Origin of the sequence: Acinetobacter sp. ANC 4169 (assembly GCF_002135355.1) — a bacterium.
Lineage (GTDB): Bacteria > Pseudomonadota > Gammaproteobacteria > Pseudomonadales > Moraxellaceae > Acinetobacter.
Genome location: NZ_NEGE01000002.1, coordinates 162,935 through 185,869 on the forward strand (window position 1 = coordinate 162,935; position 22,935 = coordinate 185,869).

Annotated in this window: 15 protein-coding genes and 1 pseudogene; 9 read left to right on the forward strand and 7 right to left on the reverse strand. The window is 40.2% G+C overall.

All coding sequences use genetic code 11. From position 1 onward, the window contains the following. Positions 1 to 387 precede the first annotated feature (387 nt). The 3 genes from B9T26_RS02170 to B9T26_RS02180 form a co-directional block, all read right to left on the reverse strand. Positions 388 to 1,887, reverse strand: coding sequence for an acetyl-CoA hydrolase/transferase family protein (locus B9T26_RS02170; RefSeq protein ID WP_171262917.1), 1,500 nt, complete (start codon positions 1,885 to 1,887; stop codon positions 388 to 390). A 111-nt stretch (positions 1,888 to 1,998) separates the two neighbouring features. Beyond that, complete coding sequence (locus B9T26_RS02175) at positions 1,999 to 3,168, reverse strand: thiolase family protein (RefSeq protein WP_086198171.1); 1,170 nt, start codon at positions 3,166 to 3,168, stop codon at positions 1,999 to 2,001. 105 nt (positions 3,169 to 3,273) lie between these two features. Beyond that, positions 3,274 to 5,055: an acyl-CoA dehydrogenase C-terminal domain-containing protein gene (locus B9T26_RS02180; protein WP_086198172.1), complete on the reverse strand. Its 1,782-nt coding sequence runs from the start codon at positions 5,053 to 5,055 to the stop codon at positions 3,274 to 3,276. 604 nt (positions 5,056 to 5,659) lie between these two features. On the opposite strand from B9T26_RS02180, the gene B9T26_RS02185 reads away from it, so the two are divergent. Further along, positions 5,660 to 6,259 (forward strand): TetR/AcrR family transcriptional regulator, encoded by a 600-nt coding sequence (locus tag B9T26_RS02185; protein ID WP_086198173.1) that lies wholly within the window; start codon positions 5,660 to 5,662, stop codon positions 6,257 to 6,259. Between the two features lie 24 nt (positions 6,260 to 6,283). On the opposite strand, the gene B9T26_RS02190 is transcribed toward B9T26_RS02185, so the two are convergent. Both B9T26_RS02190 and cysK read right to left on the reverse strand, forming a co-directional pair. Continuing rightward, positions 6,284 to 7,219 carry a LysR substrate-binding domain-containing protein gene (locus B9T26_RS02190; protein WP_086198174.1) on the reverse strand — a complete coding sequence of 312 codons (936 nt, stop codon included), beginning with the start codon at positions 7,217 to 7,219 and terminating at the stop codon, positions 6,284 to 6,286. Between the two features lie 266 nt (positions 7,220 to 7,485). Continuing rightward, positions 7,486 to 8,484 (reverse strand): cysteine synthase A, encoded by a 999-nt coding sequence (gene cysK, locus B9T26_RS02195; protein ID WP_086198175.1) that lies wholly within the window; start codon positions 8,482 to 8,484, stop codon positions 7,486 to 7,488. Between the two features lie 267 nt (positions 8,485 to 8,751). Between cysK and plsB the strand changes: the two genes are divergently transcribed. Both plsB and B9T26_RS02205 read left to right on the forward strand, forming a co-directional pair. Beyond that, positions 8,752 to 11,253, forward strand: a complete 2,502-nt coding sequence (plsB, locus tag B9T26_RS02200; protein WP_086198176.1) for a glycerol-3-phosphate 1-O-acyltransferase PlsB — start codon at positions 8,752 to 8,754, stop codon at positions 11,251 to 11,253. A 192-nt stretch (positions 11,254 to 11,445) separates the two neighbouring features. Then, positions 11,446 to 11,763, forward strand: a complete 318-nt coding sequence (locus tag B9T26_RS02205) for an ArsR/SmtB family transcription factor (protein ID WP_086175681.1) — start codon at positions 11,446 to 11,448, stop codon at positions 11,761 to 11,763. 48 nt (positions 11,764 to 11,811) lie between these two features. On the opposite strand, the pseudogene B9T26_RS15775 reads toward B9T26_RS02205, so the two are convergent. After that, positions 11,812 to 12,008 (reverse strand): annotated as a pseudogene (locus tag B9T26_RS15775) (IS5/IS1182 family transposase); the annotation flags it as partial. 345 nt (positions 12,009 to 12,353) lie between these two features. Between B9T26_RS15775 and B9T26_RS02210 the strand changes: the two are divergent. Then, positions 12,354 to 14,915 (forward strand): EAL domain-containing protein, encoded by a 2,562-nt coding sequence (locus B9T26_RS02210; RefSeq protein ID WP_086198177.1) that lies wholly within the window; start codon positions 12,354 to 12,356, stop codon positions 14,913 to 14,915. 27 nt (positions 14,916 to 14,942) lie between these two features. On the opposite strand, the gene B9T26_RS02215 is transcribed toward B9T26_RS02210, so the two are convergent. Next, on the reverse strand, positions 14,943 to 16,508 hold the full coding sequence (locus B9T26_RS02215) for a sensor domain-containing diguanylate cyclase (protein WP_086198178.1): 1,566 nt from the start codon (positions 16,506 to 16,508) through the stop codon (positions 14,943 to 14,945). Between the two features lie 377 nt (positions 16,509 to 16,885). On the opposite strand from B9T26_RS02215, the gene B9T26_RS02220 reads away from it, so the two are divergent. The 5 genes from B9T26_RS02220 to B9T26_RS02240 all read left to right on the forward strand — a co-directional run bounded on the left by B9T26_RS02220 (position 16,886) and on the right by B9T26_RS02240 (position 22,888). Next, entirely contained in the window at positions 16,886 to 18,610 is a 1,725-nt protein-coding gene (locus B9T26_RS02220) for a SulP family inorganic anion transporter (protein WP_086198179.1), read from the forward strand. A gap of 340 nt (positions 18,611 to 18,950) precedes the next feature. After that, positions 18,951 to 20,144, forward strand: coding sequence for a serine/threonine transporter SstT (gene sstT, locus B9T26_RS02225; RefSeq protein ID WP_086198180.1), 1,194 nt, complete (start codon positions 18,951 to 18,953; stop codon positions 20,142 to 20,144). A gap of 32 nt (positions 20,145 to 20,176) precedes the next feature. Continuing rightward, entirely contained in the window at positions 20,177 to 20,851 is a 675-nt protein-coding gene (locus tag B9T26_RS02230; protein WP_086198181.1) for a YoaK family protein, read from the forward strand. A gap of 14 nt (positions 20,852 to 20,865) precedes the next feature. Beyond that, positions 20,866 to 21,402 (forward strand): DUF2058 domain-containing protein, encoded by a 537-nt coding sequence (locus B9T26_RS02235; RefSeq protein WP_086198182.1) that lies wholly within the window; start codon positions 20,866 to 20,868, stop codon positions 21,400 to 21,402. Positions 21,403 to 21,616: 214 nt separating this feature from the next. After that, entirely contained in the window at positions 21,617 to 22,888 is a 1,272-nt protein-coding gene (locus tag B9T26_RS02240) for a mechanosensitive ion channel family protein (RefSeq protein WP_086198183.1), read from the forward strand. Positions 22,889 to 22,935 lie beyond the last annotated feature (47 nt).

A 22,935-nucleotide genomic window follows, 5' to 3' on the forward strand; every position in this document is an offset into this window, starting at 1 on the left:
GTTAGAATTAAATTAGAAATTAAAAAAACCCATCATGAGATTAATGCTGATCAGTTAAGGAGTTTAGAAATAAACTCTTTAATTTTTTAATAATTCATGGCGGAGCCTTACCATTTTAAATCAAACCCTTGCAGCCCATTTGTTACTTTGGTTTCGCCCAAAGTAACCAAAGGCATTTGTCATCCGCAAAACTCGTCAGCCACTATCAATTAGCAAATTTATCGCAAAAACAATCACTTTTTAATGTAGTCCGGCCTCAAACAGTTGCGGATGACTTTTCCACATATCAACTACAGTGATGAATTTAAAAAAGAAAATGCCAGTCAATTTATTAACTGACTGGCATTACATCATGAGATGGGTTTTGTTTTATACATTTAGCTGCATTTATGCAGTTTTATGCATGCTTCCGGTTTCTTCAAATTTGGCATGCCAGGACAAGGCTTCTTCCAGCAGATGCGGCGTTTGCCCACCACGCTTACAAGCACGGTCGAAGTAATCATTTAAAGCATCGCGATAATCAGGATGCGCACATAAATCGATAATCTTACGGGCACGTTCACGTGGAGCAAGGCCGCGTAAATCCGCCAGACCGTTTTCTGTCACCAAAACATCAATATCATGTTCGGTATGGTCAGTATGACTCACCATCGGTACTACGGAAGAAATGGCTCCGCCTTTGGCAACCGATTTGGTCACAAAAATCGCCAAATGGGCATGACGGGTAAAGTCGCCTGAACCGCCAATTCCGTTCATCATTTTGGTGCCGGTGACATGGGTCGAATTGACGTTGCCGTAAATATCGAACTCCAGTGCGGTATTAATGGCAATAATTCCCAAACGGCGAATGATTTCAGGATTATTGGAAATTTCCTGCGGACGCAGCACAATCTTGTCTTTATATTGCTCAAAATTCTGCATCACACGTTGTGCACAAGAATCCGACAAGGTCATGGAACAACCTGAAGCGAAGGTCATTTTGCCCGAATCGATCAAGTCAAAAGTACAGTCCTGTAGAACTTCGGAATACATTTCCAGATGATGGAAATTAGAATGTTCAAAACCTGAAAAAACTGCATTGGCAATTGAACCGACACCTGACTGTAGCGGGCCCAGATTTTGCGGTAAACGCCCTGCTGCCACTTCGCCTTCAAAAAACTGAATCAGGTGTTTGGCAATGGCCAAGGTATCCTGATCCGGTTCATCCATGTTAAAGGAAGTATCGGGAAGGTCGTTCAGTACAATGGCTGCAATTTTTTCCGGACTCACCTGAATGCCCACCGTTCCTATCCGGTCGCCCGCATGAATCAAGGGAATCGGTGAACGGTTTGGACGGGCTTTGGGTACATAAATATCGTGTACCCCTTCCAGGATTGGATTAATGGTATTGTCAATTTCAATAATGACCTGATCTGCCATTTCCACAAAGTTTGCCGAGTTACCGCAAGAACCGGTTGGAATAATCTGGCCATCTTCAGTAATGGCGGTGGCTGCAATCACTGCCACATTAATCGACGGCAAGTTGTGATGGCGGATATTATCGGCCATTTCAGACAAATGCTGATCGATATACATTACTTCGCCAGCATTGATTGCTTTACGCAGGCCAGGATCGGCCTGATACGGATAACGGCGCGCAATCGCATGGGCTTCATTTAGACGGCCGTCAATTCTATTGCCTAAGCTTGCACCTGTAGCGAGGGTAATTTTTAATGGATGTTGTTTGGCATGTTCAGCCAAAGCCAAAGGTACAGTTTTTGCCTCACCTGCACCACCAAAACCACTTAAACCCACTACAGCACCGTCTTGAATCAATTCAATCGCTTGTTCAGCTGACATAACTTTGTCGCGAAGGGAGACTAAGCGAATGCGATCTAAACCATTCATAATAAAAATCTCAAAAATAAGCGTATTTTTTTGCCACAATCCCAGCGTGCTGGAATGGTGGCTTTTATTGCTGATTAAATGCGTTACTTATAAATCTATTTTATGAAGATTTTAAAGGAGTTCAACTGCAACTGCGGTTGCTTCACCACCACCAATACATAGCGCAGCAATACCCTTTTTGCCGCCCGTGCGTTTTAAGGCATGCAATAAGGTCACAATAATGCGCGAACCTGATGAGCCCAATGGATGGCCGAGTGCACAGGCACCACCGTTAATGTTTACTTTTGCCGGATCTAAATCAAAAGCATCCATCGCCGCCATGGTGACCATGGCAAATGCTTCATTGATTTCCCACAGATCTACGTCTTTAGCGTCCCAACCGGCTTTTTTCAAAACCTTTTCTATCGCGCCGACTGGTGCAATACTGAACTCTGTCGGGTGCTGTGAATTTGAAGCATAAGCCACAATGTTGGCTACTGGAGCCAAACCACGCTGTGCAGCAATGTCGTCTGAAGTGATGACTAAAGCGGATGCACCATCTGAAATGGAGCTGGAATTGGCAGCGGTAATGGTGCCATCTTTTTTAAATGCCGGACGTAAAGTCGGTATTTTATCGGCCTTGGCATTTAGCGGCTGTTCATCTTGCTCAACCACCACATCACCTTTACGCGAAGTCACGGTTACAGGCACGATTTCTTCCTTAAAATAACCATTGTTGATGGCAGTCACTGCTTTATTCAATGAGCTGATCGCGAAGGCATCTTGCTGTTCACGGGTATATCCTTTCTTGTCGGCCATTTGCTGGGCAAGTACACCCATGGAAAGACCAGTTTCCGCATCTTCCAGGCCTTCCTGGAACATGTGATCGGTAATTTTTCCATGACCCATACGGTGACCGGCACGGGCTTTATCGAGTAGATATGGCGCATTACTCATTGACTCCATGCCGCCTGCGACCACAATCTCAGCGGAACCCGCTTTTACGGCATCGGCAGCCTGCATCACCGCTTTCATGCCTGAACCACAAATTTTATTAATGGTGGTTGCACCTGTGGTGTCGGGTAAACCCGCCTGACGCATAGCCTGACGCGCCGGCCCCTGTTTTAAACCGGCTGGAAGTACGCAGCCAAAAATTACTTCATCAATATCTGTCGGTTGTAAACCAGAACGTGCAACAACTTCTTTAATGGCTGCTGCACCTAAATCTGGTGCTGTACAGGAAGAAAGCGCACCCTGGAAGCCACCCATTGCTGTACGAACACCATTTACGATAACAATCATTTTTTCCATCCTAATTTATATATTTTGTTGTGTGACATGAGCTGAACACTCAGCCCATATCATTTCCATCTTTGTTAAAGCCTGTATTAAAGCGTAATGCCAAATTTAAGATTGAGCAGTAAAGTACTCCTCTGGCAACTGCATCACCACATCGGCACCAGCTTGAATACGTTGTACACGTGCTGCCAAGTCCGGTAAAACTTTGGCCACATAGTACTGCGCCAACACCAGCTTGTTCTGGAAGAACGCTTCAGCCTTGGGTTGAGCGGCCTGGCTAATACGCGCATACATATAAACAAAGCTGAGCAGTCCCACAACATGCAAGTAATCCACTGCCACGGCATTGGCAAAATCAGGTGCTGTTTTCGCCTGAGTCACAATAAAGGCAGTAATGTCTTCAACTTGTGTACAGGCGTCTAATACAGCAGATTTAATCGTCAATGCATCATCCAGACCTTGGGCAAATTCACGAATTTCTGCGATGTATTCAGCAACATATGCACCACCACATTTGATGGTTTTACGGCCAATCAGGTCAATCGCCTGAACGCCGTTGGTGCCTTCGTAAATTTGTGAAATACGCAGGTCACGAATACACTGTTCCATGCCCCATTCACGAATATAACCATGACCACCAAACACCATTTGTGCTTCCAGGCTTGAATCGAGCGCCTTGTCGGTTAAGTAAGCTTTTGCAATTGGGGTGAGCAGTGCAACACGGTCATTGGCTTTACGGACTGCTTCAGCATCGGTTGAGTATTTGGTAATGTCGAGCTGTTGACCGACATAGACCGCAAAGGCACGTGATGCTTCGTTATTGGCACGGACATTCAACAACATACGGCGCACATCGCCATGCACCAAAATGGAATCGGCTGGTTTTTCTGGCGATTTTGCACCGGTTGCTGCACGGCCTTGCAAACGGTCAGTCGCATATTGCGCAGCATTCTGGTAAGCGTATTCTGCTGCACCAATCCCTTGAATACCCATGGATAAACGTTCGTAGTTCATCATCACGAACATGGCTGCCAAGCCTTCGTTTTCCTTACCTACGATATAACCTTTGGCACCGTCAAAGTTCATCACGCAAGTCGCAGATCCCTTGATCCCCATTTTGTGTTCGATTGAACCCGCTGCCACCGCATTACGTTCACCTACTGACCCATCTGCATTGACATGGAATTTCGGCACGATGAATAAGGAAATACCACGTGAGCCAGCTGGTGCATTCGGGGTTTTTGCCAGAACCAGATGGATGATGTTTTCACACAGGTCGTGTTCACCGCTGGTAATAAAGATTTTGGTCCCGGTGATGTTGAAAGAGCCATCTTCATTCGGTTCAGCTTTGGTTTTAATAATGCCCAGATCGGTACCGGAATGTGGTTCGGTCAGGCACATGGTCCCTGACCATTCTCCGGTATAAAATTTAGGTAAATAGGTTTCTTTCTGTTCTTGAGAAGCACGGTCATTAATGGCCATACCTGCACCCACAGTCAGTAATGGGTAGAGCATAAATGATGGGTTAGTACTCCAGATCATTTCATCAGCCAGTACCGTCAGCATTTTAGGCATGCCCTGGCCGCCCCATTCTTCAGATGCACCCAGACCAACCCAGCCACCTTCAGCAAACTGTTTAAATGCTTCCTTAAATCCTTTAGGCGTGGTCACCACACCATTATTAAACTGTGCGCCGCCTTCTTCATCACTGCTGCGGTTTAAATCGAGGATGACGTTTTTAGAAAACTTGGCCATTTCCTCTAAAATCGCGTTAGCCGTTGCCATATCTAAATGAGCCAGATTTTCATTGCCCTTCCAGAATTCATCTGCCTTAAATACATCATTTAAAATAAATTCCATGTCTTTAAGGGGTGCGTTATAAATAGGCATATTGCTTTCCTTGTGTGAAGACTTCGCATCAAAATATTGAAGTGCTTTTAAAATTTTTAGGAACCTATACTGAAATTACGGTTTTATTCCAACGAACATCTATCCAAATAAAATCGGGGCATTCACGCGGTTTTCAACATTCATGAGGAGAAATGCATGGAGCGAAAAACCTGGGTTGAATGCTTTGTCCATCAACTTAAGTGTTAAGCATATCTTCATAATTTTATCATCACGCTTATGAATAACGAATAAAACATGGTTTCTGTAAATCACTTTAAACTGAAGGTTTTATCTTTAAGCGAAAACTCAAATGTACGAATGAAATACTGTTCAATCAGCATAGCTGCGCTTTGCGTTTTATGGGTTAATCCCTTTTGGCAACGCCAAAAGACAATAAAATAATTACGCTGCAATTGGAATTTTATTGATGATTATTGACCTCAAAGGTTCTCATTTATTGACTTTTATTTTGTGCTATGCCTTTGAGAATATGAATTAAATTAAACAGTAATTTGCTACTCACATGCGACATTAGTTGAGTTGCCATATTTATTTTATCGGTATATGTTGAATTGGCTTTTTATGTCTTTCCGGGACTTATGTGATGAATACCGTACGCCAACAAAATTTTCTACTCCGTAAAGAGAAAATTTTAGCCATGGCAGAAACCCTGTTGCTGGATAATCATCAAGATATTACCCTCGCAGAACTTGCTTCAGAGCTGGATATTGCCAAAGGCACCATTTACAAGCATTTTAAAAGCAAGAATCAGCTCTATTTAGAACTCATCATCTTAAATGAAAAAAGATTATTAGAAATTTCAAAAAAGTATAAAAATAATATTAAAACTTATGTTTCACAGTACATGCTCTATAACATGTTAAATTCCAACCGGACCATTTTATTGCATGTGATTGAAGAACGGTTAACCAATAACGAGCGTAAACTGAAAGAATTATTTGAAGAATTATATCAAGTACGTGAAGAACGGATTATTGAAATTAAGGACATGACCGATGATTATCTAAAATCCTTTAATAGTGCCATGTCGATTCGCGATTATTTATCCTATATCTGGACGGTCACTTACGGCGCTTCGCTCTTGCTTAATTCAACCCATTACCAGAAATCAATTGGTTCACGTGAACGTCTGATTAAACTGTATATCAACCAGGCCTTAATGACGCCAGATAAAATTTCTTAAGCTCATCCAGCTTATATGATTCAGTTATGGATGAATGACTTTATGCACTGAATCTTCTATATCATTCATTTGACTAAATAATTCATAACACATCTGACGCAGCCACTGATGGCTGGTTTTATGATGGCAGGACATATGCCAATACTGCTTGACTGCATAAGTGGGAAAAGTAATCGGTGCATCAAAAATCTGTAAATTGCCACGCGACAATAACACTTCGCTTAAATAATAAGGTACGGTCGCAATCGCATCGGTTTCTTGTACCACCAGTCCCACGCCTAGATAACTGGGTAAGCGCATCAAGATATTGCGTTTCAGTTCTAAATTTAACAGCTCGTTTTCAATATGGTAATGCCCCATTCCGGCATCAATATCAATATGGGTTTCGGCAATATATTGTTCGGTCGTTAAGCTATTTTCACTGAGCCGCGGATGGTTTTTGGAGGCGATCACCACATAATATTGTTCAAACAGTTTTTGCTGATAAAAACCGTTTTCCAGATTGGGTAAAAAACCAATCGCCAGATCAATTTCTCCATTGGCCATTTGATAACTGGTTTCAGAAGTAATGGCGCGAACATTTAAACGGATATGCGAAGCATGCTGTTTTAGATATTGGGAAATTTTCGGCAATAATACCAAATGCGACACATCGGTCATGGCAATGGTAAATTTTTGCTGTGAGGTGGTTTGGTCAAAATCAACAGTGAAATTATTGATAATTTCGACTTTACTTAAAGCTTCACTGACCAGTGGAAACAGCTGTTTCGACAGTTCAGTCGGCACCATTTCATTGCCAATTCTTAAAAACAGCGGGTCATTATAATGCTGGCGGATTTTATTCAGGATATTACTGACGGTGGGCTGGCTCATGGCCAAATATTCAGCCGCGACAGAAACACTTTTATATTTGTAAATATAAAGAAAAACACTGAGTAATTTACAGTCGAGCTCAAACACCGATTAAAATCCCTAAATCTTTGATTGGTAACGGCACTACATCTTCTGCCATTTTAGTGCTATTTCCAATGTCCATTTATACCGAAATAGCATGTCATGCGAATAATTTTCGTCTTAATCTTATAATACTAAAATGAAGCCTATAAATAAAAATCACCACTCAAACCATTCAAATAAAGCACTTATTTAAATCAAGCAATCATTCAAGCGGTTTGACTTAAATCCGAATTGTTCAGATTTAAGTCAAACTTTAAAGCATGCGTCAATTATTCTGCTAAAATATCTTCAAATAACACTGAAGATAAATAGCGTTCACCGGCATCCGGTAAAATCACCACAATGGTTTTACCGGCATTTTCAGGACGGGCTGCCAATTGAGCTGCTGCTGCCATCGCTGCCCCACTTGAAATCCCCACCAAAATACCGTCATGGGTGGCAGTTTTACGTGCCCATTCAATCGCTTGAGCACTTTCAATGGCAATCACTTCATCCACTAGATCCAGATCCAGGTTTTTAGGAATAAAGTTTGCACCAATACCCTGAATTTTGTGCGGTCCCGGTGTTAATGGCTCACCACGTTTCGCTTGACCAATAATCGGCGATTCCGCAGGTTCAACAGCAACGGAATAAAGCGGCTGATTTTGTACCTGTTCAAAATAACGTGAAATACCGGAAATGGTGCCGCCTGTACCTACGCCAGACACCAGAATATCAACCTTTCCGCCTGTGGCTTCCCAGATTTCAGGACCTGTGGTCTGTTCATGGATTTTCGGGTTGGCCGGATTTTCAAACTGCTGCGGTAAAAAATACACATCCGGTTGTTCAGTCGCTAAACGTACTGCTTCATCTACTGCGCCTTTCATGCCTTTTGCCGGTTCGGTCAACACCAGATTTGCATCAAAAGCCTTCAACACCTTACGGCGTTCAACACTCATACTTGCCGGCATGGTTAAGGTAATCTCATAACCTTTGGCAGCTGCAACAAATGCCAATGCAATACCGGTATTACCACTGGTTGGCTCGACTATGTGCATACCCGGTTTAAGCAAACCTTTTTCTTCAGCATCCGCAATTAAAGCGGCACCCACACGGCATTTTACCGAAAATGCAGGATTACGGCCTTCTACTTTTGCCAATACAGTTGCTGGTGATGAAATAGCACGATTAATACGAATTAATGGGGTGTTACCAATCGCTTCAGCATTATCGCTATAAACCGCTATACCTAAATTCTTTGGTGTTGGAAAAGCAGAATCAGTACTCATTTGAACTCCTTGAGTTGTCTTTTGATTTTAAAGTCATGCTTTCATCATAAGCCATTTGGGCCTGCAAGATAAGTTTTTCTATCACTTCTCTTATAAGACTTAGATGTATTTTTAAGATTAAAAGTCAAGATTTTTTAAACAAATACACAGCTATTTTTAATCAAATCGTTACAACTTAAATGACGTATTTGTCATCAATAAGGTTTGTATTTATTCATGCAATTGCACACAATATCAAGCAAATGAAAAACTGATTTAGGGAATCAAATGTCTAACAAGAGTTATAGCCGGTTCTATCGTCAATTTACGCAGAAAATTCTAGATAAAATCGTGACTCCTCAAGTCTTAGGCAATACTGAAGAATTAAAAAAAACCATACAAGATCAAACAGATAAAAAAATAATTTGCTATGTATTACAGGATGCCTCACTCAGCAATACGGTTTTAATTGATACTGAAGCAAAGGCCCGTAAGCTGCCTTCCGTGTTTGGGCCTTTGAGCATTCATGAATATGAGGAAGATGATTCCATTCTGGCTTTAAATGTGCCGAACTCAACCCATGAGGCCTATCATTATTCAGCAAAATTGATCCGCCTGATTGAAGCTCTGGAAAAATATCCCGAATACGATATTGAACTGGTTCCAGTCACAGTTTTATGGGGACGTTCACCTGCCTATGAAGATTCCTGGTTTAAAGCTTTATTTGCTGATGCCTGGGCAACGCCTTCCAAATTAAAACAAGCCTTGAATATTTCTTTATACAGCCGTGAAAATTACATCGAATTTCACAAACCGATTTCCCTTAAATCGGCTATTCAACATTCCAAGATTGAGTATCCCAATTTTTCTCCGGCACATTCTGTGGTGAAGGAACTCAATAGCAATTTTAATAAATACAAAGAAGCCATTTTAGGTCCTGACTTATCTGACCGCCGTAATCTCATTAACAAGTTAATGAAAACCGAAACGGTGCAAGATGCGATTCGTAAAGAAAGCATTGATAACAAAATCAGCATGTTTGAGGCGGAAAACCGTGCCAAGGGCTATTTAACCGAAGTGGTTTCGGACTTTTCCTATTCCACCCTGCGTTTTGCCGAACTGGCACTGACCAAACTCTGGACGCAACTTTACGATGGTATTGAGGTGCATAATTTCGATACCGTGCGCGAGTTAGCCAAAGATTACGAAATTGTCTATACCCCTTGCCACCGCAGTCATATCGACTATTTACTACTTTCTTATGTGATTTTTAACCGTGGCTTGATGGTTCCGCATATTGCTGCCGGTATTAACCTGAACTTGCCTGTGGTCGGTCAAATCATGCGTGGTGGTGGCGCTTATTTTATCCGACGTACCTTCAGCGGCAATGAACTCTATACTTCTGTGTTTAAAGAGTATTTACACAGCCTTTTATCTCGCAATACCCCACTGGAATACTTTATTGAAGGCGGTCGTTCCCGTACTGGCCTGCTGTTACCGCCGAAAAAAGGCATGCTGTCGATGACGGTACAAAGTCATTTACGGGGTGCAACCAAGCCAATTGCCTTTATTCCTACCTATTTTGGTTATGAAAAACTGATTGAAGGCACCTCTTATTTAAATGAACTGAATGGCAAGCCTAAAGAAGCCGAATCGATCTGGGGCATTTTGAGTTCGGTGCGTAAAATTGAAAAAGTCTTTGGCCAGGTACACGTCAATTTTGGTGAACCGGTATTTCTGGACCAGGTGTTAACTGAACATCAGGCCAAGCAAATTAAACTCAATATTCATGATGAATTGCCCCAACCGGTCATTCAAACGGTCAATCAGGTGGCCAATTCAATCCAGGAAAATATTAATAAAGCGGTAGTGATTAATCCTATTTCTTTAATTTCGCTTATTTTACTCAATGCAGATGATCATGCTTTAAGCGAAAAGCATTTAATTTCACAGATTAGCCAGTATCGTGATTTATTAAAAATGACTCAATATGATTCGCGAATGATAATGAGCGAATTATCCAGCGCTGAAATGATTCAGTATGCTGAAAAATTAAAACAGGTTGAAACATTAAACCAAAACAATGAAAAATGGGTACAGGTTGCTGAAAGTCAAAAGATACTGTTAAGTTATTTTAGCAACAATATTTTGCATTGTTTTATTCTACCGGCATTAATTGCCATGCTTATTCATTCCTATAAAAAAATCTCAACTCATTATTTAAGCGATACCATTAAAAATATCTACCCTTATTTTAAGGAAGAATTTTTCTTAAAATGGTCTATGGATGAATTAGAAAAAGAAATAGTATTAATTATAGACAAGTTAGAACATTTAGGCTGGATTGTTCGTCAGGATGGTAGCCTTTCTATTCCGGCTGATGAACAACTGCAAAAGCAGCTTTTAACTCTGGCGCATTTGTCTGCTTCTAGTCTGAATAACATGAACATGATCGCTGCATTGCTACAGCAGTATGCTCCGCTGCAAGCGCTTAGCCTGAAAGAACTGGAGAAGATGGGTAAAGCAGTACTGAACAAACTGTCGCAAACGAAAAAGATTCAGGCAGGTTATTATTTTGACAGTGCAACCTTAAAAAGCTTTATTGCCATTCTAAAAAACAATGGATTACTTAGCATTCAAGAAGATCGTTTTATTATCAGCGAAAATTTTGAAGAAAAAATATCCGCTATTTTTAATTGGTATAATCCGGAAACACGACAAGCTATTATTGAAGCTCTGCAATTTAATGAAAAGGAATTAAAAGGATTTAAACAGTCCAAGAAATTATAATCAGCATTTCTCACCCATACTCGCACCAAGATAAAGCATTTAATAAAAATTAAATGCTTTATCTTATTTATATAAGAATATCTGATAATTACTTTCATTAAAAACCATTGAAATGGTATTTTATATAATGTATTGGATTATTCAGGCATTATATACTGCGTACATTACTGATATGTAGTATGGAAATGCTGTATGAATACCGATCTTGAAATTGCTTCTATGCATGATGCTATTGATACCGTGGTCACGGTATTAAAATCATTAGCCAATCCAGATCGTTTACTTATTTTATGTTATCTCGCAAAACAAGAATTGAATGTTTCACAAATAGAAGAGCTGACCCAAATTAATCAGCCCACCTTGTCCCAGCAGCTGATGATGTTACGTAAAAGTGATGTAGTGAGCACGCGTCGTGACGGCAAACAGATTTTTTATTCCATTAAAGATCAAAAACTGGTTCAGGTACTGAATACCCTCTATCAACTGTATTGTCCTAAAAATCTAATTTAATCATACTTATACAATAGAATTGGGAAGATATTAAAATCTTTTGACATTTTATAGTGATAACCAGATAAAGATACAAGCTAAGGCAACAGTACTTTTATAGTTTTGCTTTAGCTTGTTATATTGGGTGGCAACAGCTCAAACTGTTTTAATCTTGCACATGCATTTTCCACTGAATGCCTGATTTTATATAAATACCCTTCTATCTGGATATGACTTGATTTTCTATTCAATTTCTTTGCAATATTGACTATTACCGTTTAGAAAATAAGCACGGATTTTTCATGGCTCTGAACAGAACACCTGGTACTGTAAGTTTGTTATCCGGTTTTAAGAAGGTCAGATCGCTTTTGTTTTTAAGAAATAGTTCTACTTTCAATAGCTATTATTTTTAGAGGAATGAATATTGATGCAAGTTGTTTAAGTCAACGCTTGAGATTCATCAAGATTTTCAGATAATTGTAGGTAAGTATAATCACATTTTTGTTATATTGTTTATATAAAATTAATAATCAGTATATCGATCTGATTTCAAGTTTTTTGATTGAGAATCTATTAAAAATACGCGATACAACTCAAGGAAGGGATGCGATATGAGTCAAACAGCGAGTTATTTAGATACTCAATCTATCTTTAATTTAATTGGGCAACACGCTGACTTAACCCTCATCTTTCAAACTGTCAGTGAATGGCTAGAAGCCCGGATACCTGATTCAATGGTATCCATTATGTTGTACTCAGAGAGAGAACAAACTTTAAGCCTGATCAGTGGTACCCAACATTTTTCACCCCAATATCAAGAAGCGATTAATGGTTTAGAAATAGGCCCAAATGTCGGTGCTTGTGGTGCAGCAGCTTTTCACCGAAAACTTGTGATTTGTGAAAATTTAGCCACTGACCAGAACTGGGAACCTTTCAGGACCTTGACTCAAGAGGAAAATCTGAACGCATGTTGGTCTACGCCTATTATTAATGCCCATGGAAAACTCTATGGTACCTTTGGGACATATTATCGTTCGCCTAAATGTCCCACACCGACTCATATTAAATTACTTCGTCATGCAGCATCTTTAATTGCCTTAAGTATGGATCTGCATGAAGAACGGCAACAAAGACTGGCTCTTCATGATAAATATCGCTCTTTCTTCACTTACCATCCGGACGCGATTTTTGAACATAATCTAGAAGGCATCGTGATTGATGTTAATCTTGTCTCTGAAAAAATTACTAAATTCAATCTTGAACAGGCTCGGGGCTTACATTTCTCGAATTTTATTTGTGCTGAATTTCAATCTTTAGCGCAAACTGCATTTGAACAAGCCTTAAAGGGAAACAGTCAGCACCTGGAAATTCAGGCACTGAATGCCGCAGGTGAATGTTACTGGTTAGACCTGACTTATTTACCCATTCAACAAGCTCAACATGTGGTTGGCGTATTTGCAATCGCTCGTGATATTTCAGAACGGCGTGAAACTGAAGAAATGCTACGTCTACTTAAACGAAGTGTCGATGCTAATCCTCATGGAATTATATTGAGCAATGCCGCCCCAGATCAGGCCATTGAGTATGTTAATCCTGCGTTTGAATGCCTGACCGGTTATAAAAAAGAAGAAATTATTGGTAAAAATTGTCGTTTTCTGCAAGGTCCTGATACAGATCCTGAAGCAGTTAATAAAATACATAATGCGCTTAAAGAGCAACAAGAAATCCAGATCACCTTAAAAAATTATCGTAAAGATGGGAGCTGGTTCTGGAACCAACTGATATTAGGACCGGTTTTTGATGACAAAAATTTCTGCACACATTTTATCGGAATTCAGCAGGATATTACTCAACAACGGGCAAATAGCGAATATATCGCCCGTCAACAAACCCACGACAGTTTAACCGGATTAATTAATCATCATACCTTCGAAAAAATACTGGATGTCGCATTCCACATGCAACATGAGCATCATCACCCTCTGATCGTCATGTATGTTGATTTAGATGGTTTCCAGCCTTTAAATCAAAGTTTGGGACACCTCAGTGGTGATCAGCTCCTGATTGCTGTAGCAAATCGCCTGCGTCAGATCGTTCAAGAAGAGGATATCATTGCTCATTTTTCAGCAGATGAATTTGGCATACTGTTGAATAAATGCCATGATTTAAAACAGGCCGCGGTCATTGCAGAGCAAATATTAAGAAGCCTGTCAGTTCCATTTGATATCGATGGCCATAAAATCCATATGAGCGCGAGTATTGGTATTGCAGATGATGGAACTCAAATAGAAAAATCTACCCAATTGCTTCATCATGCGATACATGCGATGAATGAAGCCAAAAAAGAAGGTGGAAATGCCTGGCACTGGTATGCTTTTGACGCTATGTGCGCACCGAAAATCGATTATGTGCTTATGCGGCATGAATTAATGGTTGCTCTGGAAGAAAAACAGTTTAGGTTAGTCTATCAACCGGTTATTGATGCTCATTCAGGCCAGGTAAAAAGTGTAGAAGCCTTAATCCGTTGGCAGCATCCACAAAGAGGTTTTATCTCTCCAGCAGACTTCATTCCATTCGCCGAAAAAACCGGTCAAATTGTAGTCATTGGCCAATGGGTTTTACAGCAGGCCTGTCAGGATATTGTTGAATGGAATAAGAAAAATGGCGCTAGCCTGAGTGTAGCCGTCAATCTTTCTCCCTTACAGTTCAAGCGCACCGGCTTTTTGCATGAGTTAAAGGAAACTCTGACCACTACACAGTTACAGCCTGAATTATTAAAAATTGAAGTTACTGAAACCATGTTAATTGCAGGTGCTGACCGTTCTTTAGAAATTTTAATGGCGATTCGTGATTTGGGCATTAAAGTTTCTGTCGACGACTTTGGAACAGGATACTCCAGTCTGAGTTATTTACGTACTTTACCTGTTGATGAGATAAAACTTGATCGTAGTTTTATTGAAGATTTACCTAAAAATGAGAAAGATGGTGCTATTGTCGCAGCCATTATTGTCATGGCTCATCAACTCGGATTACAAGTGGTCGCTGAAGGTGTAGAAACTCACGCCCAAGCCAAATTTCTCAGAGAATATGAATGTGATCATTTTCAAGGCTACTATTTTGCTAAACCAGCTTCCCTTACAGAGCTCAAACTTCATTATAAGCCGGTAGAATAAGTAGAAAAATAAATACCGTTCCACTCTCTAATAACGAATACAGTTACGTCCGTTATTCTTGGCTTGATAAAGTTTATTATCAGCCATTTTAAAAACTTCGGTCACACTGTCTGAGCTTTTAGGCCAAAAGGCAATTCCAATAGATATTGTTATTGGTCCAATAGAATTGATGTTGCTTGATTCCATTGTTTTTCTTAAACGCTCCGCAGCATTGTAAGCTACCTTAGGATCTAAAGTCGTCATTAATACAATAAACTCTTCCCCTCCTATACGGCAACAAATGTCTCCATCTCTGAAGTTATGATTCATAAGACTGGCCAGGTTTTTTAAAACCATATCCCCCTGATCATGGCCATAGGTATCATTCACCTTTTTAAAAAAATCGATATCAATCGCAAGAACGGCAAAATCTCTCTCTAAACTCACTACTTCTTTTAAGAAGATTTGCATCCCCCGCCGATTATATAAACCTGTCAATGGATCGGTATTTACATGTTGACGCAATTCAGTAATCTTTTCACTGAATGCTTGTGAACTGAGCAGCAATGACGTTCTAAACTTTAAAACTTCAAAATACCAAGGATCAACCTGCTTGATTTTATCTTGAATGTCTGGCTGATTGAGCATACTGGCCATTTTTGCCAAGCTATTTAAAGGTGAAGAAATAAAGCGCGACATTCTCCAGACAATAAAAAATATAAACAAATAAAAAATTAAAATTCCCACTGAAACTTTTAAAAGAATCACATTGGCCTGCTTTAACAGCTCTTCGGTTGGTTGCTGGGAAACGACAATCCAGTTCGTACTCGGAATGTAGGCAAAACCTGCCAAATTTTCGACCCCCCGACTATTGATTAGCCGGATATTCCCCATCCGTTTATGGACCATATAGTCCAGACCCGTATTATTGACAATTTTTTCGCCAATTCTAGTCGGATCGGGATGAAAAATAATTCGATTATCCTGATCCATGACATACATATAACTTTTCTTAAAGTCATACTCGGTTGAAAGCATTTTCTGGATGAGATTATTTTTTTGTAAATAAATCGTGCCACCAATCATGCCCTGATAATTTTTATTTCGGTCATAAATGGGTTGGGACAGCATCACAACCAAATTATGTCGAACTGACCAATAGGGAGGAGAAATATAAGTGGTTTTATACTTTAAAGATTCAATAATTCCCACTGATTTATATGAAATATGGGTACTCAAATTTAAACTTTGCGGTGCAAAAGAGATGATTCTTCTTTGCTTATCCACAATTAGTAAACTATTAAATTTGTTGGACTGATTTTTAAGACGCTTTGCTTCTTCTTGTATTAATTGAGGATTAGAAAAATTTTGTCCTAACAGGTCAGCACTATATTTTAGCTCTTTGAGCATATCATCGAAATGCTGATCTGCACTGTTGGCAACCTTTGAAGCATATTTGACATTCACTAAAAGTGAATTTTGAATGAGCTGGTCTTTAATCACATAATTGAGAATAAATACAGAAACAATAAACAAGCACGAAACACTGATAATAGTCGAAATCAGGATCAGTTTACGAAGATTTAATTTAAGTGCCAAAAGAATCTGTTTCAAAAACCTGACCCTGAAATAGTGTGACCATATTTACATTTTATAACATATTTATTGATAAAATTAACAAAGATTTAATCGTGAATTTTCATTTGAAGCGTGCCTAGACTATCGGAGCAAAGCTTTTTAAGTCAATGTCCTAATGACAAAATCATCATATACGCCAGAACTCAAGGAATGCTCTGTGCGCTTACTTTTTAAATCCGAAAAAAGATCATCCTTTTATCTGGACTGAACTTGCTGCTAAATTTGGTTTGGCGATTAAATTTTAAGTTCTCGCCATTTTTGCACAGTAAAGGTTATCAAGCCCTATCTTCCTGACAAGACTTCTTAGCACTTTTTGTGCATAATATATCTAAAATAGTGATTTAGCTTTAGATATGTCAGATTTTAATGCCCGCTTAAGCTCGTTATTGCCCGCATGGCAATGGCTGCGTCAATATACCCCAGCCAAATTTAAATCTGACCTTCTTTCGGCCCTGATTGTCATCGCCATGCTGGTTCCGCAAGGCATGGCCTATGCCATGCTGGCTGGACTACCGCCTATTATGGGGCTGTATGCCAGTATTCTACCCATGATCATTTATGCCATGGTGGGGAGCAGCCCGACGCTTTCGATTGGCCCGGTCGCGATTATTTCCATGATGACCTTCGCGACGCTGAATCCCTTGTTTGAGGTTGGCTCTCCAGTTTATATACAGGCCGCCTGTCTGCTGGCAGTGATGGTTGGTATTATCTCTTTATTGCTCGGGATTTTCCGATTCGGCTTTCTGATTCAGCTGATTAGCCATCCGGTGATCAAGAGTTTTATTATTGCCTCTGCCTTGCTGATTGCTTTAGGCCAGTTTAAATTTTTAGTCGATATCCCGTTAAAAGCCAATAATCTTCCTGAATTTTTTCTAAGTGCCTGGCAGTACCTGCGTTATAGCCATATCGAAAGCTTCATTTTCGGGCTGCTTGCCTTAGTATTTCTGATTTATCTTCCCAGAGTTTTAAATTCCAATGCCATTCAAAGCCGGGTCGGTTCAACTGCTTTTATTGTTAAAGCCTTGCCTTTGGCCTTGGTGGTGATTTCGATTGCCGCGGTGTACTTTCTGGATTTAAAAGCGGTAGGCATTAAAACCGTAGGTGAAATCCCTTCAGGTTTTCCACCCATCAGCATGCCCTACTGGAATATGGAACTGATCATCACCTTATTCCCCGGTGCAGCCATGATCGCCATGATTAGCTTTGTCGAGTCTTTATCTATTGCTCAGGCGACGGCATTACAGCAACGCAGTCATTTAAATAGTAACCAGGAACTGATCGCGTTGGGTTTATCCAATTTAAGCGCGGGCTTAAGTTCGGCATTTCCGGTTACCGGTAGCTTATCGCGCACGGTGGTGAATGCGGATGCCGGTGCTAAAACACCGCTGGCAGGCGTGATATCCTCATTATTTATAGTCTTGGTTAGCCTCTATTTCACGGCTTTTTTCCGTGATTTGCCTTTGGCTATTCTGGCTGCAACCATTATTGTTTCAATCTGGAAACTGGTCGATTTCAAGCCCTTTATAGACACCTGGCGTTATTCCAAAGCAGATGGCATTGCAATGTGGATCACCTTCTTTGGCGTGCTGTGCATAGATATTTCGACCGGTTTGATACTGGGTATTGTCTCAACCTTTATTCTGCTGTTGTGGCGGATCAGCCGTCCGCATATTGCCGTGATTGGCCTGGTAGAAGGCACCCAGCATTTTAGAAATGTACAACGCCATGATGTACTCACATCAAATAAAGTTCTGTCCATGCGTATAGATGAGAATCTGACCTTTTTAAATGCCAATACTTTTAAAGGTTTCCTGATTAATGCTGTGAGTCAGTATGCTGATTTAGAGCATGTGGTCATTAACTGCTCCAGTATTAGTGCCATTGACCTGAGTGCGCTGGAAATGCTGGAAGATCTCAATGCCGAGTTAAATAAACTGGAGATTAAACTGAATTTCTCCGAAATTAAGGGTCCAGTCATGGATAAATTACAGCATTCAAAACTGCTGAATCAGTTAAGTGGCCAGATTTATCTGACTCATTTTCAGGCCATGCAAGAACTTTCACCAGAAGTCTTTTAAGATGAATGGGATAAATATTGCAATACGCAATTTCTAAATTTCTAGTAGAGATATCTAAAATAATGCTGGATATCTCCTCAGTATTTTCATATAGCACTTAAAATAGATTGCAATAGAACGATTAAACATAATGCAGCACAGCAGAATGATCCGAAGCATTTGTATTATTTGAATATTTAAAAATCGGCAAAAATTTTATTAAAAACTGAAAATATCAACTTTAAAAATAAACAGTTAGTTTTTATATGGCAATTATTTTTTAGCAAGATCATTTTTAGGTATAAAATGCCACCCATCTTTGTGATTTTTTTAGTCCTCGTATGTGTGACAAGGCACCTTTATGTTCTCTGCTTTAATGCGTTTGAGTTTAGTCTCCCGAATTATTATCGCCATTATTTTAGGTATTGGTGTAGCTGTTTTGTGCCCCAATGTGGCTCCTTATCTAAGCCTATTGGGTGACTTATTTATTAAAGCACTTAAATCTGTTGCGCCTATTTTAGTTTTTGTCCTGGTTTTATCTTCCATTGCCAATTTTAAAGTCGGACATAGTGCCAAAATCAAGCCCATTATGCTGATGTATGCAGTGGGTATGTTTCTGGCGGCATTAAGTGCCGTAGTTTCTAGCATGCTGTTTCCAAGCACATTATTTTTGGATGTTCCTGCGCAAACTGACCTTCAGGCGCCGGGCAGTCTGGTTCAGATTTTAAAAAATCTGCTGCTTAGTTTTGTAGCGAATCCTGTGGTTGCCATTAGTGAAGCAAACTTTATTGGGATTCTGGCCTGGGCGGTTGCTTTAGGTGCTGCGTTCCGTCATTCATCTGACAGCACGAAAGCTTTTTTAACCGATGCTGCTACTGCAGTGAACCAAGTGATTCGTCTGGTGATTAACTTTGCTCCAGTCGGTATTTTTGGTCTAGTTGCAGTGACCTTTGCTGAAGCCGGTTTAAGTACTTTTGAAAGCTATGCACAATTGTTGGCGGTATTGATTGGTACCATGTTTTTTGTGGCATTGGTGGTCAATCCGATTATGGTCGCCTTTGTTACCCGCGCGAACCCTTATCCATTGGTGCTTCAATGTTTGCGTGAAAGTGGTATTACTGCATTCTTTACCCGAAGTTCGGCAGCCAATATTCCGGTAAACCTGGATTTAGCCAAACGTTTAGGCGTGAATGAATCTACCGCTAGTGTGGCTATTCCACTCGGTGCGACCATCAATATGGCTGGTGCTTCTGTAACGATTACCGTGCTTACTTTAGCTACTGTGAATACTTTGGGTATTTCGGTGGATTTCACCACCATGCTGGTTTTATCGGTACTTGCAACAATTTCAGCCTGTGGTGCCTCGGGTGTTGCCGGTGGATCTTTACTGCTGATTCCTGTGGCGTGTGGCCTGTTTGGGATCAGTTCAGATATTGCCATGCAAGTGGTGGCCATCGGTATGGTAATCAGTGTGTTACAGGATTCGACCGAAACTGCATTAAATTCTTCAACAGATGTGCTATTTACTGCTGCTGTTGATCGCGGTTTAGATTAAGATAGTCATTATTAAGTATTTTTTATGACGTTATGCCTTTTCAAACTTTACCGCTTTGGGTTCAATTAGGGGCTTTTTTCCTTGCAGTCAATGCAGGGATGATTAACGTTCTCGGACTGGTGACCGTATTGCATCAGTCCGTTTCCCATATGACCGGAAATGTCAGCATGCTGGCCATGGCTTTACTGAAGTGGGAACCGGATACAATTCTGTTCTTGGGCCTGGTTGTTCTATGTTATGTGACCGGTTCATTTTATAGCGGATTCATTCTTGGGAATAGCCAGTTTAAGTTAGGCAGCCGCTACGGTTTACCTTTAAGCCTGGTGGCTCTTTTTATCCTGTTGTGTTGGTTTTTGCTTCCCTATTTTCCACGTTATGCCTTACTTTGGGCATGTAGCGCCATGGGCGTACAAAATGCTATGGTAAGTCACTATAAAGGTACCATCATTCGGACAACGCACTTATCTGGCGTTTTGACGGATTTGGGTTTGGCGTTAGGCTATAAGTTACGTGGTCTAAAAGTAGAGCGTAGACGCATTATTCTTCACTTGCTCATTTTATTTGGATTTTTCCTTGGCGGTTTGCTTGCCAGCCTGATTTATCCTTATTTAAAATTAAATGCTTACCTTGTCCCAGCGATGTTAAGTTTGACACTTAGCTCAATTTACTGGGTTATTTACTATCGTTATCGGCAGACTCAAGAGTAATATCGGAATTTATTATGGTCAAAAATGCATTACAGGCTCAATTGCTAAAAGCAGGTTTAGTTGATAACAAGAAAGCTAAAAAACTATCCAAACAGGCAGTCCATGAGCAGCGTACCGGTCAAAGCGATGAAGCTGAATTAAAAGCAAAAATCGCACAGACTCAGCAAGAAAAGCTGGCGAAAGATCAGGCTTTGGATTTAGAAAAAAAACGCCTGTTACAGGGTAAAGAACTCAAAGCTGCCATTGTTCAAATGATCAACCAGCACAAAATTAAAGAGATTGATGGTGAGGTGGTCTATCAGTTTATTGATGACAATAAAGTTAAAAAAATCTATCTCAATCAGCAGATTTATAATGCCTTGGTGGCGGGTTCATTAATCATTGCCAAAGAAGCCGAAAGTTATGCTGTTTTACCCAAAGCCTTGGCTGAGCGAATTAATGACAAGATGGAAGGCTTTATTATTGTCAATAATTCTGAACAGAATGAACAAACCACAGATGAAGATGATCCATATGCAGCTTATGTGATTCCAGACGATTTAATGTGGTAAGTTCGCTTCATCAATAGTTAAAATAATTCTCTATGCCAGTATTCATATTGGCATAGACTACAAGAACAGAATAATAATAAAAAATTAATCAATTCCAGCATCCACCCGGCTGGTGAATTTTGTTTTAGTTCATGTATATAAAACGTTATCTTTATAATAATAAAAAAATAACCCTATAGACTGTTCCATAATTTGCAAATTTAAGGGTAAGTTTTTGGAACAATTGGCATTTATACAAAATATTCAGGACTGGTCAGATCAATATCCCTGGCTGGAAATGTTGACTTCCTTAAGCCTGTTAATTCTACTGGCAATCGTTGCCAATTTTATTGCCAAGCAGGTGGTGGTTCGTGGAATTCGCCAACTGATTTCCAAGATGAAATTTGTCAATCATGAAATTTTTGCCCAGCACAGTGTAATCCGACGGATTTCCAACATTGTGCCCGCTATTGTGATTATGAACGGAATTATCACTGTTCCACATCTTTCAGAAAAAGTAATTGTTTTTGTGCAGATGGCGGCACAGGCGTTTATTTTTCTTACTCTTGCTTTGGCCATCAGTGAATTTTTAAGTATTTTCAATCTGGTTTATCAACGTAATCCCAAATCAAAAAACAAGCCGATTAAAGGCTATTTACAGCTGGTTAAACTGATTATTTTTATTGTCTGTGGCTTGATGATTTTAGGTACGTTCCTTAAAAAAGATGTCTTTACCTTGCTGGCAGGTTTTGGTGCCATGGCGGCAGTACTGATGCTGGTATTTCAAAATACCATTCTGTCTTTGGTGGCCTCGGTACAAATTTCATCTTATGACATGGTGCGCATTGGTGACTGGATAGAGATGCCTTCACTGAATGCCGATGGTGATGTCATTGATATGTCATTACATACCATTACAGTTCAGAATTTTGACAAGACCCTGACCACTATTCCGACCAATAAACTGGTGACAGATACTTTTAAAAACTGGCGCGGTATGGCTTATGCGGGAGCTCGGCGGATCAAAAGATCAATCTTTATCGATCAAAGCAGCGTGCATTTTATGACCCCGACTGAACAGCAGAAGCTGAAAGAATTTTTATTGCTGGATCAATATTTAAATAGCAAACATGATGAGCTGGAAAGCTTTAACCAGCAACTCTCGAACCAATCCTCATACAATCAGCGCCGTTTAACCAATTTAGGCACCTTCCGCGCCTATGTCGAGTTTTACTTAAAACAGCATTCCGGCATCGCGCAAAATCAATCGCTGATTATTCGGCAATTACAGCCCACCAGTGAAGGCTTGCCACTGGAAATTTATGCTTTTGCAAATACCACGGTATGGAAGGATTATGAAGCAATACAATCCGATATCTTTGATCATTTGATTGCCATTATTCCTGAATTTGGCTTGAAAGTTTATCAGGCGCCATCCGGTGCGGATTTCAGGCAATTCACGGCAAGCTCGGCAGATCAAGAAAAATCCAGTGATCCTGAAGTTTAGGCTTTTAAACGTCATGCTATAAAGTGCAATATTTAAAGCATGGTAAT